Origin of the sequence: Tolypothrix sp. PCC 7601, assembly GCF_025677855.1 — a bacterium.
In the GTDB taxonomy this organism is placed as follows: domain Bacteria; phylum Cyanobacteriota; class Cyanobacteriia; order Cyanobacteriales; family Nostocaceae; genus Aulosira; species Aulosira diplosiphon.
The window spans coordinates 6,283,930-6,304,175 of the sequence record NZ_CP064879.1 but is presented as its reverse complement, the minus strand read 5'-3'; the positions used below and the strand labels follow the sequence as shown (position 1 = coordinate 6,304,175).

At 40.3% G+C, this 20,246-nt stretch carries 10 protein-coding genes; 7 read left to right on the top strand and 3 right to left on the bottom strand.

Annotation, left to right across the window (positions count from 1 at the left end):
• Positions 1 to 43: 43 nt before the first annotated feature.
• Positions 44 to 367: a transcriptional regulator gene (locus tag HG267_RS25730; protein WP_045868584.1), complete on the bottom strand. Its 324-nt coding sequence runs from the start codon at positions 365 to 367 to the stop codon at positions 44 to 46.
• Between the two features lie 329 nt (positions 368 to 696).
• Between HG267_RS25730 and HG267_RS25725 the strand changes: the two genes are divergently transcribed.
• The 4 genes from HG267_RS25725 (at position 697) to HG267_RS25710 (ending at position 11,809) form a co-directional block, all read left to right on the top strand.
• A complete protein-coding gene (locus HG267_RS25725) occupies positions 697 to 1,959 on the top strand; it encodes a CAP domain-containing protein (RefSeq protein ID WP_052335092.1) in 1,263 nt (420 codons plus the stop codon).
• 143 nt (positions 1,960 to 2,102) lie between these two features.
• A complete protein-coding gene (locus HG267_RS25720) occupies positions 2,103 to 3,188 on the top strand; it encodes a glycoside hydrolase family 19 protein (protein ID WP_081583912.1) in 1,086 nt (361 codons plus the stop codon).
• 489 nt (positions 3,189 to 3,677) lie between these two features.
• Positions 3,678 to 7,229 carry an alpha/beta fold hydrolase gene (locus HG267_RS25715; RefSeq protein ID WP_045868583.1) on the top strand — a complete coding sequence of 1,184 codons (3,552 nt, stop codon included), beginning with the start codon at positions 3,678 to 3,680 and terminating at the stop codon, positions 7,227 to 7,229.
• A 98-nt stretch (positions 7,230 to 7,327) separates the two neighbouring features.
• Positions 7,328 to 11,809: a caspase family protein gene (locus tag HG267_RS25710; protein ID WP_052335091.1), complete on the top strand. Its 4,482-nt coding sequence runs from the start codon at positions 7,328 to 7,330 to the stop codon at positions 11,807 to 11,809.
• A 141-nt stretch (positions 11,810 to 11,950) separates the two neighbouring features.
• On the opposite strand, the gene HG267_RS25705 is transcribed toward HG267_RS25710, so the two are convergent.
• Positions 11,951 to 13,276, bottom strand: a complete 1,326-nt coding sequence (locus tag HG267_RS25705) for a peptidoglycan-binding domain-containing protein (RefSeq protein WP_045868582.1) — start codon at positions 13,274 to 13,276, stop codon at positions 11,951 to 11,953.
• Between the two features lie 412 nt (positions 13,277 to 13,688).
• Here HG267_RS25705 and HG267_RS25700 point away from each other — a divergent pair, with 412 nt between their 5' ends.
• The 3 genes from HG267_RS25700 (at position 13,689) to HG267_RS25690 (ending at position 17,324) form a co-directional block, all read left to right on the top strand.
• Positions 13,689 to 14,399, top strand: a complete 711-nt coding sequence (locus HG267_RS25700; protein WP_045868581.1) for a response regulator transcription factor — start codon at positions 13,689 to 13,691, stop codon at positions 14,397 to 14,399.
• A gap of 28 nt (positions 14,400 to 14,427) precedes the next feature.
• Positions 14,428 to 16,320 (top strand): CHASE2 domain-containing protein, encoded by a 1,893-nt coding sequence (locus tag HG267_RS25695; RefSeq protein WP_045868580.1) that lies wholly within the window; start codon positions 14,428 to 14,430, stop codon positions 16,318 to 16,320.
• A gap of 350 nt (positions 16,321 to 16,670) precedes the next feature.
• A complete protein-coding gene (locus tag HG267_RS25690; RefSeq protein ID WP_263419975.1) occupies positions 16,671 to 17,324 on the top strand; it encodes a DUF928 domain-containing protein in 654 nt (217 codons plus the stop codon).
• A 159-nt stretch (positions 17,325 to 17,483) separates the two neighbouring features.
• On the opposite strand, the gene HG267_RS25685 is transcribed toward HG267_RS25690, so the two are convergent.
• Positions 17,484 to 20,231 (bottom strand): CHAT domain-containing protein, encoded by a 2,748-nt coding sequence (locus HG267_RS25685; protein ID WP_235623013.1) that lies wholly within the window; start codon positions 20,229 to 20,231, stop codon positions 17,484 to 17,486.
• Positions 20,232 to 20,246 lie beyond the last annotated feature (15 nt).

Here is a 20,246-nt window from a genome sequence, read left to right as displayed (position 1 = left end):
CTCCTGACTCCTTCTTGCTCTCCCTAACAATATAGTGCAACCTTTAGTTGCATTTGTCAACCCCTAATTGCACAATTTTGGTTTCTTTCAAACACAGTAATTCAGCCAAGGTACAGCCAAATACTTTACATAAGCCAGTAACGAGTTCTGGGGAAGCACTTTTGACCTCTGTGAAGGTTTCCATCCGGTTCAAATATTGCCGAGACATATCTACGTCATATTCAGCAAGCTTTTTAGATAAAGTTACTAATGGCATATCACCACGCAATGAGCGCATTTTCTGCCCGCGCTCCTTTGTCCATCTAATAGATACCACTTCAGTTAGTGGTAACATTACAACCTCTTTTATCTGTTCTTGGCTGGACATATTATGCAATCTTTAGTTGACAAAAACAAGAGTTAAGTGCAACTATTAGTATCGAAGAAAAAGCGGAAATTACCACTAATTGCAAGCTCGTTAAGTGTAACCCCTGAGCATTAGGCTCAAGAGGTGTGGGAAAGGAAAAAGAAAAGAATTTTTTAACGCTAACTTATTCCTAGTTCAGCCAATGCATAAACCTGCAAATAACTATGCGTTAACTAGCCAGACTTCGTAATCAAGAATTCAGCATAATACATACAACTGAAGGAAAACAGTCTTAATCGCAATTTTCTACTGAAAAATCAACTTACATTAATAGCAAAGGAAAGTTAATTATGGCCTGGACCAATTGGTACAATTTAGGCGGGGTCTGCTCATCTGCACCTGCCGCTGTTTCCTGGGGAGAGAACCGCATTGATGCATTTGTAATTGATACTGGCAATACAATCTCTCACATTGCCTGGGATGGTTACAACTGGAGTGCCTGGGACAGTCTCAGTGGCGACTGTCGGTACGGGGTGGCTGCTGCCTCCTGGGCATCTAATCGCTTAGATATTTTCACGATCGCAACAGATGGATCTCTATACCATAAGGCATGGAATGGTGCGTGGAGCGACTGGGAGACGTTAGGGGGTCGCTTCATTTCTGCACCCTCTGCTGTTTCCTGGGGAGAGAACCGCATTGATGTGTTTGCGATCGGGACTGATAATGCAACCTATCACATCGCCTGGGATGGCTCCGCTTGGAGTGGCTGGGAAAATCTTGGTGGCGACAGTCGGTATGGGGTGGCTGCTGCCTCTTGGGCATCTAATCGCTTAGATATTTTCACGATCGGAACGGACGGATCTCTATACCATAAGGCATGGGATGGCGCGTGGAGCGACTGGGAAACGTTAGGGGGTAACTTTATTTCTGCACCTGCTGCTGTTTCCTGGGCAGGCAATCGCATCGATGCATTTGGGATTGGGACTGATAATGCAACCTATCACATCGCCTGGGATTCAGGCTGGAGTGGCTGGGAAAATCTCGGTGGCGACTGTCGATACGGGGTTGGTGCTGCTTCTTGGGCACCAGGTCGCTTAGATGTGTTTACGAGCGATACAGCCGGATCGCTGAACCATAAGGCGTGGGATGGTACTGCCATTTCAGTTGAACCAGGAGCAGCGAACGCTTTCGCCCAAGAAATTTTGGCTGCTCACAATCGCTACCGCGCCGAAGTGGGAGTTCCATCTCTGCAATGGTCAGACTCCTTAGCGGCGGATGCTCAACCTTGGGCTGATTACCTTGCTTCTCTGGGAGGACTCAACCTAATCCACAGCGAGGGTACCGGTCAAGGAGAATCTTTGTTTGGAGGTAGCCCCCCAGGTGCATTTAGCTTAACCCGCATGGTTGACGATTGGGGCAGTGAGAAGAAATCCTTTGTGCCTGGAGCATTTACGGGCGTGGGTTTTGATGGAGGTGTAATTGGACACTATACGCAAATGATTTGGCGCTCTACCACCCATGTGGGATGCGCGATCGCTAATAACGGTCAGGACGAGTTTCTAGTCTGCCGCTACAGCCCTCAAGGGAACGTTATTGGGCAATATGTCCCCTAGCGACTGCTGTCAAGAAACACCCAGTTTAACAGGCCGTTTGGTGTAAGGTCTGACCCCAAACTGGGCATCTAATCCTGTGCCATCAACTGGCGCTATCCCATCCCTTAGAAATTGATTAATTTAAGTTATTGAAAGGAAAAATTATGGCTAGAAAACAGGGAAATCCTCCAACAACCCATACCGTAGAAGCTGGAGACACATTATTTGACATCGCTCAAGCATACTATGGTGATGGGAATCAGTGGCCAAAAATCTCTGCTGCTAACGGTAATATTCAGCCTCAAAGTTTACAAATTGGTCAACAACTGCAAATTCTGGCAGTTGATTCTCCTTCGCCAAATACTGGCAACGTAGTCGTCTACGATGACTCTCAATATCGCGGAGCTAGCCAAGCTCTAGGTATAGGAAAATATGACTGGGGGCAGATTAAAAACGATAGTATCAGTTCGTTGAAGATTCCTGTAGGAATGAAGGTAACACTTTACAGTGATACTCACTTTAGTGGCACAAACAAGACGTTTACGGCTGATACGCCTTATGTGGGTGACGACTTCAACGATCGGACTTCCTCAATCATCATCGAATCTGGGACTCTCCCTCCTCCTACTGGCAGTGCTTTTGCGGGTATTGTGTCGCGCCAAACCTTCGAGGCTCTGTTCCCAAATCGGGACGGTTTTTACTCCTACGGCGGACTGGTGGCAGCCACACAGAAATATCCCAGCTTCTGCAATGAAGGATCAGACGAACAACGTAAACGGGAGGCAGCCGCTTTCCTGGCTAATATTGCCCACGAAACTGGGGATTTACGATACATAGAAGAACAGAACACAGCCAATTGGCCGCATTACTGTCAGGTAGGTACTTATCCCTGTGCGCCAGGTAAAACCTATCACGGTCGCGGCCCAATCCAGTTGTCGTGGAACTACAACTATGGTGCGTGCGGGGCAGCCCTCGGCATCGATCTGCTCAACAACCCCGATTTGGTTGCCAGGGATAGCTCCATTTCCTTTGCAACCGCCTTGTGGTTCTGGATGACTCCCCAACCACCAAAATCATCGTGCCACGACGCTATACGCAATTCCGGCTTCGGTATGACTATCAACATCATCAATGGCGGTCTTGAATGTGGCAAAGGGCAGGTGACTCCACAGGCTCAGAGTAGAATCCAACGCTATGAGCAATATACCCGGCAGCTTGGTGTAACCCCAGGCGGGAACCTATCTTGCTAAAGCATCGCTTTCCTCTTATGACAACTTGCTTTTCACGGTAGATTGCTCAGGTATCGAAATTCCAACAACATCCAGAGGCATCTAAAGCTAATGGATGTTGGGTTTCCCTGAGGTAAGCAGACTACAAGCTGCAAACAAACTTACTATATTTGCGATCGCCTAATCAGCTGCACACGTTGAGAATTCCAGATGATGGTAACGTCTATCCTCTTCCCTCCAGGACTTCAGTCCGGCATTTGAAAGCACTTAAGTGCTGACTACGAATTCATCAAAACTTTTGCGGCGACAAAGCATTAGGCGAGATCGCCTCCTATAGTCTTTACTTCAGTGTCAAGCATAAACATGCAAATAATTATGCATTAACTAGCAAGACTTAGTAATAAAAAAGTCAGCATAATACAACACTAGGAAATCAATCAATATCTTTAACAATTTGCGAAGCTTCCAAGAATCGCTCAAAAATAAGACTTTATTAAAAAGGGTGACATTATGGTTAGTAACTCCCCAGAAATTGGTATTCGTAATTTATACGCTTTGCTTGTAGGTATCGATAATTATCCCCAGCCAATTAAGTCCCTCAAAGGTTGTGTAAACGACATTACAGCAATAGAAACCTATCTCAAAAATCAGATTGCTGGTGAATGGAAACTGAGAAAACCCAGAATCCTTACAAATGAACAGGCTACTCGTCAGGCAATTATTGATGGTTTTCAAAATTATCTTTGTCAAGCTGGTAGCGACGATATCGCTCTATTTTACTATTCAGGACATGGGGGACAAGAAAAAGCTCCCGAAGAGTTCTGGCATTTAGAACCAGATCGGTTAGATGAAACTTTAGTTTGCTACGACAGCCGTACCCCAGGAAATCACGATTTAGCTGATAAAGAACTCAAATATTTACTGTTTCAAGTAGCAAAGAAAAATCCCCGTGTCATTGTGATTCTCGATTCCTGTCACTCAGGTTCGGGAACTCGAAATATTGATGAAGGAGTACGTCTAGCTCCAGAAGATACAAGAGATCGCCCTTTGTCTAGTTTTATTTTTGCTGAGGACAAAACCTTTAAATTAACTTCTGAGCAAGTAAATAAGAAAAGCGCAGGGTTAGATTTGCCCCAAGGAAGGCATATTCTCTTAGCAGCTTGTCGGGACTACCAATATGCGAAGGAACAAAAAGGAGATAATAGTGAAACCAGAGGTGTTTTTTCTTATTTTTTTCTCAAGACCTTACAACAGAGCAACGGAAGATTATCTTATCAAGATATAGTCAGAAATATTGAGGCTTTAGTGAATGGAAAAGTTAAAGATCAAGCACCTCAACTTGAAGCAACTCACCCTGAAGACTTACAAGAATCGTTTTTAGGAGGCGCGATTCCCGAACGTCCTTTCTCCTTTATTTTAAGATATAGTAGTATCGATGATGACGGTTGGGAGATTAATGCTGGGGTGATACATGGCATTCCCAAACCATCTTCTTCGGATTCAGATGAAACTACATATTTAGCCATATTTCCGTTAGATAGCACTTCTGAGCAATTAAAACAATTCCCACTGGCTGAGGCTAAAGTAACTGAAGTTTTCACCGGAAAAAGTAGAGTTGAAATCAGCAACTATACAGAAGAATTAGACAAAAATCAAAGTTATTGGGCATTCGTAACCAGTTTACCCATGAATCGGTTAAAGGTTTACATTAAGGGAAATCTGGAAACGGATGTAGAATTAGCTAAGAACCTCTTAGAAAAAGCAAATATTCAAAAGTCGCTGTACGTTGCTACAGTCGAAAACTTTGAAGAGGCTGATTACAATCTGCTCATCGGCGATGGACAATACTGGATTACTCAAAAAGATAACGATCTGCCTGTAGTTGCTCCCATTCCAGAACAGCCTAATCCCAGCATATACACAGAATATGATGCTCGAAAAACAATCAAAGCATTAGAAGCGATCGCACGCTGGAAAGATATTCTCAACTTAAAGAGTCAAGGGAGTAAGATTGATCCCAATAAAGTTGAGATGGAGATTATTCTGGTCGGTCATGGAAACAATGAAGATGATTTTAAGGCTTATGAACCTAACTCTTCAGATAAACCATTAACTAAAGATTCTGGACTTTACCTAGAGTACATTTATGACCAAGGTAAGTGGAAACCACCAGTCATAGAAGTCAAACTGACTAATAAAACTGATGAGGATTTATATTGTAATATCCTGTTTTTATCAGAAGATTATTCTGTGACAAGGTACGGCGGAAAGACCTATGTGCTTCAAGTTAAAGATGGGGAAATAAATAGAACCAGGAAAACAGATTGGGATAGTTTAATCATTCCACCTGAATTTCTGAAAAATGGCATCACCGAGTACAAAGATATATTTAAGCTGATTATCAGTACAACAGACTTTAATGTCGATTCACTAGAACAAAAAGGATTACAGCCTCCTCCACCTACAAGAAATGTGCCCAGGGGAAGTCTCGAGCGTTTAATGCAGCAAATTGATACCCGTAATTCTGGGGGGTTTGGGAAAAAATATGACGATTGGATTACTAAAGAAGTAGCTGTTACCATTGTCAAACCACGGACTGCTGAACAGATTAAACCAGATAAAGCTGCAAAACTTCTCAATGGTTTGGTTGAAGTGCAACCTCATCCCAGTTTGCAGGCGCAAGTAACCCTGACTACTGTTTCCCAAACGACACGAGATATCGGTAATCTAATTGTGCCACCCATTTTGTGGGATGAACCTGGAGTGATTGAATCGTTTCAATTTACTAACAGTCGTGGTACTGATCCAGGATTGAGTGCTGTAGAATTATTTGCTGTCAATAATGTTAACTTGGTGACAAAAGATTCACCTCTAACTTTACTAGTTAATCAAACTTTAGAAGCAGATGAATATATCTTACCTGTAAGCTATGATGGGGAGTTTTTCCTACCTCTTGGTCGAGGTGTAAAGCAGGGAGAGCAAATAAAAATTACCTTAGAACGTTTGCCTCAAGCAACTACAAGTAGCCGGAGTTTGGGCGGTTCAATCAAAATTTTCTTCAAAAAAGTTCGCAGTCAACAACTAGGACATTCTTATGATTATCCGATTTTAACAACCGCAGAGGTGAGAGAAGAAGATAATCAGATTAAAGTCATTTACCAACCAGAATTATCCCAACCAAATTTAGCAGCAGTAAAAAAACGGGTTGATTCTGCTCAGAAAATTGTTCTTTACATTCATGGTATTATCGGCGATACCGCAAGTATAGTTGGTAGCGTTCAACAGGCAAAAGTAGAGGTAAATGAACAACTGCGTCCGCTACAGGAACTTTATGACCTAGTTTTAACTTTCGATTACGAAAATCTTCACACCACCATTGAAGAAAATGCGCGATCGCTCAAACAACGTTTGGAAGCTGTGGGTTTAGGAGCGAATCATGGCAAAGAATTGCATATAGTCGCCCACTCAATGGGAGGATTAGTTTCTCGCTGGTTTATTGAACAAGAAGGCGGAAATCAAGTTGTTCAACATTTAGTCATGCTGGGAACTCCTAATGCTGGTTCTCCTTGGCCAGCAGTTCAGGATATGATTTTTGCCCTTTTAGGGTGGGGTCTGAATCAAATGCCTGAGATAGTTTGGCCTGCTAAAGTCGTGGCTGATTTAGTCGCTAAGTCAATAGAGTTTGTGGAAGCGAACGATCATGCTCTCGACCAAATGCAACCTGACTCAGAATTTTTCGGTGCGATCGCTAATAACCGAGACCCCCAGATTCCTTACACCATTATTGCTGGAGATAGATCGATTCCCATATTAAAGCAGCAATCGAATCGCTTAAGGCTATTAAATGAAAAACTTTTCGCTCCAGTCATTAATAAGGTGGTTGATGGTTTGGTGTTTGGGGGAGAACCTAATGATATTGCCGTTCACCTAGCCAGTATTAAAAGCGTGAGTAGCGATCGCTCTCCTCAGCCAAAAGTTCTATCAAATGTTGCTTGCGATCATCTGACCTATTTTACCACCGAAGCGGGTTTAAAAGCATTGGCGGTTGCGCTCCACCCATAGTTGCAACTGCCCTTCTGATTCGTCAAACCGGATAAGAAGGGTATCAACAATCAAGAAAATTGAAAATTTCCCTACTTCTCTACTAAAAAAGAAAATCTATGACGACAGATAATCATATTGAGCGTAGTTTAGCGATCGTCATTGGCATTAATCAATACAAACATATTCGTAAACTCAAGAGTGCTGTCCACGATGCTGAGGAACTCGCTAAGGTTCTCAAGGAGAGATATCAATACGAGGTCTTACTTTTAACAGATGACAAAGCAAGCAAGGAAGAACTTCTTAACCTTTTAAAAAATCTTCAGGAGAATAGGATTAAATTACCTGACAATGATGAGCAAATCTCTGTCAAAGAGAGCGATCGCGTTTTGTTTTACTTTGCTGGTCATGGTATTGCTGAAAAGGCAGAGGAAAGGAAAGATAAAGATGTCAAACCAGCAGGTTATCTGATGCTACAAGATAGTCAGGACGATGAAAAAAGTACCTGGCTGTCTATGCAGGAATTGCACGATGCTCTCACTGACTTAAATTGCCGTCATCTGTTAATGATTCTGGACTGTTGCTTTGCAGGGGGAATTCGCTGGGCAGCACTAAAGCGGAATTCAGGAGGCTATGGTCGTAAAATGTATCAACAAAGCTATGACCGCTTCATCAAATTTCCGGCTCAACAGGTCATTACTTCAGCCGCCCATGACGAGCAAGCGCAGGATACATCTCGTCTGGCACGAAGGGAGGGTGACGAAAATCGACATTCTCCCTTTGCCGACTTACTGCTGAAAGTGCTAAAAGCTGAACCAGATAAAGTCAAGCAGGATAACCACCTCAAGGCGATTGTCGAAGATGGCGTAATTACTGCCCAAGAACTCTTTACTTATCTGCAAAATAGACTAGGGAATGATGCAGAAGAACAGACTCCAGAGCTTTTTCGCCTCAAAAAGCATGACAAGGGCGAGTATATCTTTCTGCCAGATGGTATTGAGCCAAACCTAGAAAAACTTAAACTGGATGAAAATACTAATCCCTATAAAGGTTTAGCATCATTTGAAAAAGAAGATAGTCAGTTGTTTTTTGGCAGAAAGAGACTGATTGAAGAACCAAAAGAAGGTCTCTTGAAAAAAGTGAGCGACAATCAACTTACGGTGGTGTTAGGGCTTTCGGGGTCGGGTAAATCTAGCTTAGTAAAAGCTGGTTTAATTCCTGCATTAATATCAGAAAAAAAAACTAGTCAGGAATGGTGGTACGTTCTCGATCCAATGCGACCTGGAGATGATCCTCTCACTGCTCTTGCAACAACGATACACCCCCTTACAAATATCCCTTTTGATTCTTTAATTCAAGAATTACAGCAAAATAAAAAATTTTTAACGGCAATTGCCAGAGAATGGAGTAAAAATAAGCCAAATCTTAAGTTATTATTAACAATCGATCAGTGTGAAGAATTAATCACCTTGTGCAAAAATGAAGAACGAGCAACGTTTTTGCAGTTGTTAGCAGAAGCTTTAGCTTCACCAGATTTATCCAAAAAATTGCGAATTGTAATAACATTGCGTTCTGATTTTGAGCCTCAAATCAGGGATGCAATCAAGGAAACTCGTTGGCAAGATGATTGGCAAAATGGGAGGTTTATTGTAACTCCGATGAACAGGGAAGAGTTACAACAAGCGATTGAAGAACCTGCTGCACAACGGGCATTATTTTTTGAGTCTCCTAAGTTAGTTAACCAGTTGATTGATGAAGTTGTTCAAATGCCAGGGGCTTTACCTCTCCTCTCGTTTACTTTGAGTGAGCTTTATTTGAAATATCTTAAAAAAGCAGAGGAAGATCCAGAAAAGGATGACAGAACGATTACTGAGGAAGATTATGAAAATATAGGTGGGGTTACACGCTCTCTGACTAACACTGCTGACAAAACACATAATGACTTAGTAGAAAAAGAAAAAGTTGATTCGTCTACTATTCGTGATATAATGCTGCGAATGGTTGCTATTAGTGGTGGTGAATCAGCTCGCAGAAGAGTACCAACATCTGAATTAGTTTATCCAGAGCCAAAAAACAAACAGGTACAGAAAGTAATCCATTACTTTTTAGAAACACGTTTGCTTATCAGGGGCTTAGATGCAGAAAATCAAGAATATATAGAGCCTGCCCACGATGCTTTGGTGAAAGGATGGGTGAGGTTAAAGGAATGGATCGATAAAGAATTAGACGGATTTGTACTACGGCAGCGTTTGACTGCTGCTGCCAATGATTGGGCAAAAAATCCTCAAGATAGTGGACTTTTATTGCCTAATGGCGATCGCCTAAATCAGCTTGAAAAAGTTCTTAAATCGGAAAATAGCTGGTTTAATCAGCAAGAGGCAGAGTTTGTTGAACGGAGTATTAAGAAAAGAAGGGAGCAAGAAAGACAAAGCTTAGAAAATCAGGTAGAACTTAACACGACAGAATCTCAGAGGCTCTTTACTGCAAATGATCGGCTTGATGCAATAGCTAAGATGATTAAAGCAGGAGAGCTTTTGCAGGAAAATCTTGAAGAAGGGCTGAAAATTACTCAGCATAAACAACTTCATTTTCTGATTAAATTTAATCACTTATTGAGTGAATTAGGAGAGCTTAATAGCATTGATACCAGAGAGCCAATAATTAACTTTAGCAGTAATCAAAAAACTCAAGTCATTGCTACAGTATCTGGTCAAAATAGTAACAGGGTTTGTTTTTTGGATTGGAAGGGAAAGTTAATAAATGTTGAAGAAAATGAAGAGAAAATTTATGATTTAGCGTTTAGTCCAGATGGAGATATTCTGGTTACAGGTGGAGAACAAGGTATAATTAAATTCTATAAAAATGATCGCAATGGCTGGCATTCTTTCTATGAAATTCAAGGTGAGACTAGAAAACATAGAGGTTATGTTAATTCTTTAAGCTTTAGCCCTGATGGAAATATCTTAGTTTCGGCTAGCAATGACGGAAAAATAAATTTTTGGTCTCGTGAAGGTGCTTTTATAAGGACATTAATCACCCATCCTCATCCTGTTCTACAGGTAGCTTTTAGCCCAACAGATAATCTGATTGCTTTTACTGATGTTCCTTTGGATAAAGATGTCAAAAAGAGTATCATAAATATTTTGAAATATCCAGTTTGCCAGGATGGAGAATATCAAGTTTGTCCAGGTGTTAATCACTTTAAATTTGATGCAGAGCATGAAGGTAATATTTCAGCAATTGACTTTAGCCCTGATGGCAAAACTCTAGTTTCTGGCGGTAGGGATGGAAAACTTCAAATCTGGACTATCAGTGAAGATTTGAGTGAGCCTGGATTACACGCATTTAGGGAGTATGAGGAAAGTATAAGTCATATTGCTTTCAGCCCTGATGGTAAAATAGTTGCATCATCTCATAGCGATGGAATCATCAATTTTTGGAACCTTTCTTTAGTCACCGAGATTTATGTTAATTTGCAAAAATCACATAGGTTAGCAGGGCATAAAGCAGAGATCACTAAGATTAGCTTTACATCAGATAGCTCCCAACTGCTTTCTAGTAGCTATGACGGAACAGTTAAGCTTTGGTATTTTAGCAGCAACTTTGAAGGACACTCGGGGGCTAGAGTTCAGAAAGTGAGTTTTAGTACAGATAATCAAATCGTCACTACGGTAGATAAAAAAGGAAATTTCAAGCTTTGGAATTTTAACGGAGAACTACAAAATAAATTTGGTGATGAAATCAAAATTAGCGATGCTCAATTGAGCCGAGAAAATAAAATTGTTGTAGCAGTAGGAAGTGATGGTGGGATCAATCTGTATAGCTTAGATGGGACAATGGTCTACACTTCCATCCAAGAGCATCAACAGGCAATTAACCTCCTTCGTCTTAGCCCTATTGAAGATATCTTTGTAACAACGAGTGAAGATAATCGTATAGATTTTTGGAAGATAAATAGAAATCCTTGGAATGTAGAGTTATTAAAAACATTTAATCCTGCAAAGACCTCTATTACAGCAATTACTTTTAGTGGCGATGGTAAGTTTTTCGCTTCAGGTAGTGATGACGGTAAAGTAGAACTTTGGAGCCTGGCTCTTGATGCTAATCAAGTACCTGAAACTATCTTTGATGTAGGAGGTAGTGTTGTTGATCTGAGTTTAAGCAATGACGGTCAAATGATTGGCGTGGTTATTAATTCAACAACTGATGAATATGAAATCAAACTTTGTAGTCGCAGTGATGGCTCGATCAAGCCTTTGCGTAGAGAGACGAAAGGGATGGTTTATGCTTTGAAAGTTTGCTGTGAAGATGAAGTAATTGTTTCGATAAGTGAAACCAATAAAATCGGTTACATAGAGATATGGAATATCGATGGAAGTTGGCTAGAGAAGATTCTAGCCTTGGATAAACAAGGATTTGATATAGAGGTTGAGGCTGCTGCTTTTAGTCCCAATAAAGAAGAAATTGCTCTAGCTACTTATGTAGATAATGATTATGATGGCTATAGACACGTACAAACTTTGAACTTAAGTCTAGATAGCCTGATGAGAACTACTTGTGAGCGTATTCAGGATTACTTAGAGCTTAAAAACATAAATTAATGACATCTTTCCAATGATACAAATACGTGGGTAAGGGTTTAGCAATGCTAAACCCTTACGAAAAATCTATCTGGATCACGATTTTTGTGACTTAGCATTAGACATCAATTCATACCTTGAATCAGCAATGTCTAAGTTTAATTAGATTAAGCTACTTCTTGTGCTTGGAGTCTCAAAGCGTGTAGGACAAAGTATCTGCACTTTAGATAAGGGATGAGAACTCTTCTCATTTGATCCATGAGCGTAACTCTGCTTATCTGATATAGAAGTACCAGCTATAGGAGTAGCAGACTCAGTTCCACTTTTCACCTTTAGAGGAATAAAGATTAGGCTGTTAGCAATATCATTTTTCCATTTCAAAGCGTTCACTATATTTTCTATTTCAGCTTTTGTGAATTTGAAACAATTTTGTACTTTTCCATCTCCAAAGTACTCTCTTAGTTCTTCAAACTTTCCTTCTTTGGCTTTTACTTTTATCACCTCAACTGTTTGAACGATATCGTCTTGATCTGTAATTCTAGCCTTGGAGATAAGTATACTTTCTAGAAACTCAGACTCTTGTGTATCCAATGCCATTTTAACTGATCCTATAACTGCGTTTTCTGGAAGATTTCCCTTCTTTGCAAGATCAATATCTATAGCAGTTAATTTTTGAAATTCCTCAGGGTCTACACGCTTCAAAAATTCGTTGAGATTACCATCTGATAATGCGTTCGCCAATTTGGATAAGAGGGAGAGGTTTGCAAGAAGGCTTGGTATTTTGGCGGCTTTTTTTAAACCCGGGAAATTTACTACTAAATCTACTGTAGGCTTTCTTCCAGCTACTTGAAGTTGCCCCGGGCAGACAGAATATCTATCTTCACTAAAACTAGACGTTTTGAATTCAAAATGATCTCCCTGCAAATTCCCAATTGAACCCTTCTTTTGAAGGTTGAGGCTAACCTGCGAGAGGTTGCTATAGTTTGATTGCAATGTTCTCTGACTGCAAGGAGGAAGGTATGCATATCTGGAATACTTCTCTTCCCCTGGCTGATATATAAAGATCATTACTTCATGAGAGAGATTATTGACCAATTTTAACTTGCCATACTGTTGGGAACCTGGAGCAAGATTATGCAACCCTAAACGTGTAAGAGTCTCAGGTGTGGCAGTTGCATTAACTTCCAGCCCGTGTGGAGTCTGGTAAGATTTGAGTTTACTTAAGGTCTGAGAACTAAAGATCCCATGAACCGCAATATCATCAAATGTTGATTGCAATGTGGCTATAACTGAACCTCTATCTCCATAGCTCAAGGTTTTATTTACAGTCTCAGCTTGAGCTGGTTTCCCTGCGACTGCTCCGGCTGCAATAGAACCCACCGCGATCGCTAACTTCACTGCTTTGAGGGCTTTGAGATTTGTGCTTTGCTGAGAAACCGCAACTTCTGCGCGATCGCGGTTGTGAGTATCTATAATTTCTAGTGACATAGTTTTATACCTAATCTTTCTGTTGATTGATTTGCTTCTGGTTGCATTATGCTGAATTCTTTATTCCTAAGTCCGGCTTGTTAACGCATAATTATTTGCATGTTTATGCATTGACTGAACGATTTACTACTCCTGCTTGGGAAATTAGGCGATCGCCTGCTCAAAATTTCTCAGTATAGAAGTGCAATTTTTTGTCGCATTATTTACTACATTTGGATGCGAAATGCGATCGCCTGCTCAAAACCTCTTGGTACAGAAGTGCGATCGCTCTTTTTGTGAAAATGTACAAAATCCTGTATTAGATTTGCACTTTTGTGCATAGATTAAAACTTGATCTCCAATTAGAATCAGCACATACTTCAATATTTTTATTCCTACAAAACTTCACCTTACTGAATATGGGTAGAATGTGATGGCAGTAGTAAGCTTAGAAAAACATCAAATTTATGGGCATTTACCAGTGGAAAAAAAGCTATGTATTCTGGTTGTCGATGACCATCAATTAATTTTGACTGGCACTTTTGATGTATTAAGTAGACAGTATCCAGAAGCGAAGATACTGAAGGCGCAGACAGCCAAAGAGACACTGACTTTACTTCAATCTCAAGCGTTTAACCTGATTATGATGGATTTGTCGATTCCCTATCAGCTAGGGGAGACGGCAGAAATTGATACTGGAATTAAGCTGTTGCAAACGTTGCTCAAAGAATATCCCGATCGCAATTTCATGGTGCAAACTAGTTACGTAAAGGCGCTAATCCGCATTAAACACGAGATTGATAATCATCAAGCTGGGTTTGCGATCGCAGATAAAGGATTACCCGAAGCCCAAATGCTGATGCGGGTTAATTTAGCACTTCAGGGTGCAACTCACACCAAAGACATCAAAACGGGTATTGAACTCAAACCGGAATGGTTGGAGGTGTTGCGGTTGGCTTTTGAAGAGAGTTTGACAGATAAAGCGATCGCCGAGCGGATGTATAAATCAGAACGAGCAGTACGCACTTACTGGACGAAAATACAGGATGTGCTGGGAGTGTACCCAGAAGACTGCAAGCAAGGCGGTAAGAATATGCGAATCCAAACCGAAATTCGTTCCCGTGAAGAAGGTTTAATTGATTAATATGCAGGATGGTTAAGCCGGAAACGAGATGGAAAGGAGAATCTGGAATCGCATTCGCCAAGAATTGGGGTTGTGGACACAGGCTGCACCTCCTGGGATCATGGTGCTGGTTGTGGTGATATTGATCCGGATTGCTGGAGGAATGCAACCTTTAGAATGGATGCTCCTTGATACTATGTTACGTCTGCGTCCGGTAGAAAAACTCGATGAACGTGTCGTAATTGTGGGTATCGATGAACAGGATATTCAATCGGTGGGACAATACCCGGTTACAGATGAAAAAATTGCACAGTTACTTACCAAGCTAGAAACCTATCAACCGTTAGCAATTGGATTAGATATCTTTAAAAACGTTCCTGTGGAACCTGGTGGTGAACAACTCAAACAGGTATTGCAGAAAAATAATAATATTATTGGGATTGAAAAAATATTACCACCCGATACAATTTCCCCACCCCCAAGTTTGCCACCCCAACAAGTTGGATTTGTTGATTTACGTAATGATGAGGATAGCAAAAATCGACGTTATTTGTTGTACACATCGAATCCTCAGAATATCAAGGAAGGGAAATCTTCTCTAGCGCTACTATTAATTACTAAGTACTTTCAAAATAACAGAATTAAAATAGACACGGGTATAAATGACCCAAATACTATCAGATTTAATGGGATTGAATTACCCCGTATTACCAATAATTTTGGTGGGTACGTCAATGTCGATGATGCTCCCTTGTCAATTTTGATGAACTTCCGCAACAATTCTCAGCCTTTTCATGTTGTATCGCTACTCGATATTTTAAACGAGAAAGTTGATGGGAAATTGTTGCGCGATCGCATTGTCTTAGTTGGCAATCGCAACATGAGCGCAGGTGATTTTTTTTATACATCTGCTGTGAGACAATTAGGATTAAAAGGTGTAATTTACGGCATTGACTATCACGCTCATGTCATCAGTCAAATTCTTAGTAGTGTAATCGATAGTCGCCCAATGTTGCACAGTTGGGGAGATATAGGAGAGTACGCATGGATATTTATTTGGGGTTTTTTGCCGATTGTTATTGGACGACTTACCCAATCTGTTTGGAGAAATATACTGAGTGTTGGTGTAGCCGGATTTTGTCTGTTTAGCTGCGGGTATGTAATGTTGTGGGTGTGGGGTCTATGGATTCCTGTAGCACCTAATTTGCTGATATTAGCTTTGAATGGGCTTGGCTTGAGTGCTTTTGCATTTTACCAGCACGATCAATTCTTGCGATCGCAAATTAACGAACGTCAAAACACCATTCAACACACTTTTACTATAATCCATAATGGCCCCTTGCAAACTCTCGCCTATGGATTACAACATCTACGTGCTCAAGATATTCCCTATGAACAACTAGTTGAGCAATTTGAAAAGCTAAATCTAGAAATTCGAGAAATTGGTGAATTTCTTAAACTTGAAGCGTTAACCAAAGAAGAGAGTTTACGTTTAGGTAGCGGATTAATACTTGAATTAAATCGACCGCTTCACGATTTATTGTATGAAGTTTATTCAAGTACTTTAGAACGTCAAGATTTTGAAAATTTTAAAACGTTAAAAGTTAAAATTCGCAATTTTGACCCGATTGACGAGAAATATTTAAATCAGGAAGATAAACGGGGAATATGTCTATTTTTGGAAGAAGCGTTATGTAATGTGGGGAAACACGCCAAAGGAGTCAAGCGCGTTCAAGCATCGGGTGTTTATAGTGAGAATAAATACAATTTGTCGGTCAAAGATAACGGTTCAGGATTTAAATCAAAGCTAGAAAATAAAGGCACAAAACATTCTAAAATTCTTGCTAAACAATTAGGAGGAGAATTTCGACGTGAATCGCTTTCTCCTCGCGGAACTATTTGCGAACTTAGTTGGACACCTATAAAAAAATTTAAAATTTGAGATTTTTGAAGCAGCTTGAAGTTGTTAGCTGTTAGATAAAATACAATTGCATAGAATACAGATTATTTGTAGGGGTACAGCAATGCTTGTGCCCTTACTCTGTATTGCATCTAAATGAGAATCGCTATATTTCAATCAAATATTAGATTTAATTAGAATTTTTTCCGAAAAATGTAAAACCCTATATGTAGTCAATGAATAGCCATTGTTTTGGGTTTTTCGCGTATTCTGGTGTGTTTGCCCTGTTAAATAACTATATAATCAACAACAGTACTATGAGACATAAACATATTACATTTTGGCGAAATAGCCGCAGACTTACAAGCTTAGTTGTAGGAGTGCTTTTTTTGATGACTGCATTCCCCGCATCTGCTGAGTTTAAACCAAAAGATCGCAAACCAGCCAGTGGAACTAGTCGCGCGGGTGGTTCTCGTGGATGTTCAAGTAGCGGTATTCCCCTGACACAACTTGCACCTCAGACATTTATCGGGAAAACGGCTTCTACACGTCCAACTTTAGTCTGGTATATGTCCAGTTCCCAAAATGTGCGATTCCGACTGTTTGAATTTGAATCTGTAAAAAGCGTTAAACAAATCGGTAAAGTTCAAGAAATACCCACAATAGTCGGGATTAATCAGCTAAAACTTCCCCTCAATTACCCCGAACTCACAGTAGGTAAAACATATTTATGGCAAATTGCTATTGATTGCAAAAACGACACGATTCTTAGCCATACTGAATTTACCGTTATCAACCCTCAATCACTTCCTAAGAATCAATTTACTAGCATTCTAGAAAAGGTAAATTATTATGCTGAAAATGAATTGTGGTATGAAGCGCTGTCAGAAGCATTGAAAGCAACCGATAATGGTAAACTAGGGCAAGTTGCGTCAACTTTAGTTAAAGAACTCGCACAGTCAGAAATGCCAACGGATAGCGACATAGACAGAAAAAATATTCAGAAACGAATCGAATACCTCCAGAAAATTGCCAGTGAAAACTGATAGAAAATAGTAGGCAGAATAAAAACGGCGAAAATTTAGTGGTTTAGAAAACTTCAAAACATAAATTATCCCATTTATGCATTGAAATTTTTCTTCTCTAGCTTCAAAAGCAATGGGATATTTTTTTACTTGGAAGTTTTGGCTGTCGCGGGAAGCCTTTCAAAGCCAATTACCGATCGCAATTATTGGTGCCCAATAAGCAGGATGATCGTATAGAGGATTGATATTTTCAGATGATGGTAATTTTTTAGCATTAATCATTCTCATTTGGGCTGTTTGCAACGCCTGGGCAATACTCATACCAGTGTGGCGATAGTTTATGTAAAACGTTTTGACTATTTCGGATGTCGATTCATCGCTAACACTCCACAAAGATGCGATCGCACTTTTAACTCCAACTTGCAATGCAACTCCGGCTAATCCTAGTGTGGCACGATCATCGCCAACTGCGGTTTCACAAGCAGTCAGTGTGAGTAGTTCGACGCTATCTGATTTGTTGTTGAGGTTTCGCAGAGATGTTTCTAATTGGCTGATGGTAAGTTTTTGGTTTTTCCCTGTAACAATGAAGGTGTCTTCGGGAATGATGCCAAATTGAGCGTGACTAGCTATGTGAACAATGGAATATCTGGTTTGATCGAGTTTTTGCTGAAAATTTTCGGGGATAAAGTTATCGTCGATCAAAGGAGTATGATCGGGGAATATCCTTTCAATTGCACTGATTTCATTAGGAACAGCAAAAAGTGCATCAAAAGTCTTGCCGTCAATTGTGGCTTCTTTTGTTAAACCCAAAATTAACGCCTTTTGCATAGTGCGATCGCGTAATTTAGGCTTAGTAAGTCGTAAACTGGGGGTTGTAGCAACGGCGTAGGTTTCGACTAAATATTTCTGTTGTTGGCTATCATAAAGTGCTGCCATTGGCACGCTACGCAAAAACCCATCCTGAATAAATACCAGGGTTTTGATTTTCTGGGATTTGATGTCATCAGCAAAAGGGCGAATTATCCAATCATAAAGATGTGCCGCAATTGTTTTATCGTAGTTAATTTCTTCTTTGCTAACTAATCCTTTGCGAAACTCGGCAATTTTTTTCTCTAGGGTGTCGCTGCTAACTATTTTGGTTGTACCTTGTTGATTGGGGTCTTCAATCCACTTAAATTTGGTTGCCTGATTAGGTAACTGCAATAATATCCCGGTTTTGCCATCTAAAATTATGGAACTCAAAAACCCAGTATTCTGAAACGCTACACTATTATCTTCCAGAAGTTCGCCCACCGATTTGGGATTCAACCCACTCAAAATGCAATCATTGCCAAAATAATTCTGTAATTCTGCCAGTTTCAGAGCATCGATGGTGTTAACTACTTTTGATAGTTCCTTCACACGTTGTTCGTCTGCAATTGCCCCAACTCCCAGCAAATCAAGCCGCGACTGTGCCAATGTCCGGTACAATGGTCTAACGACATCGCGGAAATCAAACTGTACATCCCGTTCAGCAGTCAAAATATCCTGACGGATATCTTCTAAAGTATCAAATGCTCGCTGATAAGATGCGATCGCATCTTGTTTTTGGTTCTGTGCATCTAAAATCCTTCCTGCTTGCCATTCCCACAAATACAAGCTATCTTTTGCACTCAACTTGTTGTCTGCGGCAATGATTGCCGATTGGGTATATTTTAATGCTTTCTCATTATTTTTCTGACATTCCCAAAAATGTCCCAAAGCCCCGTTAGCATAAGAAATTAGGCGCTTATCTTGTAATTGTTTACTTGTTAATACTGAATTTTCTAGCAAATTCAATCTTCTGTTGTTACTAGATAAAATCATCTCAGTTGGACAGTAGGTAAAGGGTGAAGTTCCTTTTGTATTGCGCTGCAAGTATGCTAAATCAATTTCTCCATAGACTTTTGTTGCTGAATTGGGTAAACTTTCGAGAACATTTAAAGCATCCTCAAAGGTTTTGTTAAACTCCCCATCATTAATAAATTTGCTGTGATTTGTTTCGGAAGCCAACTGAATTAAATTTAATAATCCCCGCATCTCGGCTATAGCTTGCTTTTCTTTGCGGGCGAATTTTATACTATCCTGAAAATATTGGTAAGCTCTGTTATAGTCATCTAGAGACTTTTGCGTCAATTCTTGTTCTTTACTAGAAACACCAGCCATCATTGCCGAATCTGCTTGTAACTCTCGCAATTGACCACGACTTTTGTAAGCAATACCCAAACTATTGAACACCAAAAATTGATATTCTGGAGTAACTTGTTGTGCTGCGTCTAAATATTTAATTGCTTGGTCGTAACTGCCGATTAAGCGATATGCTTCAGCGAGAATCCCCAAAGCCGCAACCTGTCCGCGTTTATCATTAAATTTGCTGGCGATTTGTTCAGCACTTTCGGGAGTGCATTTTAGTTCCTGACTTACTTGATTTTTTGACTTATCTACCAGTTGACCACACAAAAGTGCGATCGCTTTGCGAGGTTGTCCCAAATTGCTGTAAACTTGGGCTAATTCTGACTTCATCCGTCCAACTTGCTGGATATTCTCTACCGCACCATAGTCACGAATTGCGGCTTCCAGAGATGCGATCGCTTCTTTGTTTTCTCCTATTTGTTGGTAAGCACGCGCCAAATTTTCATTCACAACCCCTGTAGCTGACGGATTATTTTTATACTGATTGAGTGCCTCTTGCCAATTTTTTATAGCATTGAAAAAATTTCCTGCATTATAGTCTTTGATTCCTAGCTCAACTAGTACATCCGTATGTGGAGTTTGTGCAGTTCCGACTTGTCCAAATAATAAACAAATTAAAAGGGTTAGTAAAAAAAATAATTTAGTAAATCGCTGAAAATTTAGTTTTTTGGCTTGCTGAGTAGAGACATAAATTATCCGTTGGCAAAGGTTACTCACTTTCAGCAATATATG

Bases quoted from the DNA above. Each gene is read 5' to 3' on its own strand.
- HG267_RS25715 (WP_045868583.1), top strand. From the start codon at position 3,678: ATGGTTAGTAACTCCCCAGAAATTGGTATTCGTAATTTATACGCTTTG.
- HG267_RS25705 (WP_045868582.1), bottom strand. From the start codon at position 13,276: ATGTCACTAGAAATTATAGATACTCACAACCGCGATCGCGCAGAAGTT.
- HG267_RS25725 (WP_052335092.1), top strand. From the start codon at position 697: ATGGCCTGGACCAATTGGTACAATTTAGGCGGGGTCTGCTCATCTGCA.
- HG267_RS25700 (WP_045868581.1), top strand. From the start codon at position 13,689: ATGGCAGTAGTAAGCTTAGAAAAACATCAAATTTATGGGCATTTACCA.
- HG267_RS25690 (WP_263419975.1), top strand. From the start codon at position 16,671: ATGACTGCATTCCCCGCATCTGCTGAGTTTAAACCAAAAGATCGCAAA.
- HG267_RS25720 (WP_081583912.1), top strand. From the start codon at position 2,103: ATGGCTAGAAAACAGGGAAATCCTCCAACAACCCATACCGTAGAAGCT.
- HG267_RS25695 (WP_045868580.1), top strand. From the start codon at position 14,428: ATGGAAAGGAGAATCTGGAATCGCATTCGCCAAGAATTGGGGTTGTGG.
- HG267_RS25730 (WP_045868584.1), bottom strand. From the start codon at position 367: ATGTCCAGCCAAGAACAGATAAAAGAGGTTGTAATGTTACCACTAACT.
- HG267_RS25710 (WP_052335091.1), top strand. From the start codon at position 7,328: ATGACGACAGATAATCATATTGAGCGTAGTTTAGCGATCGTCATTGGC.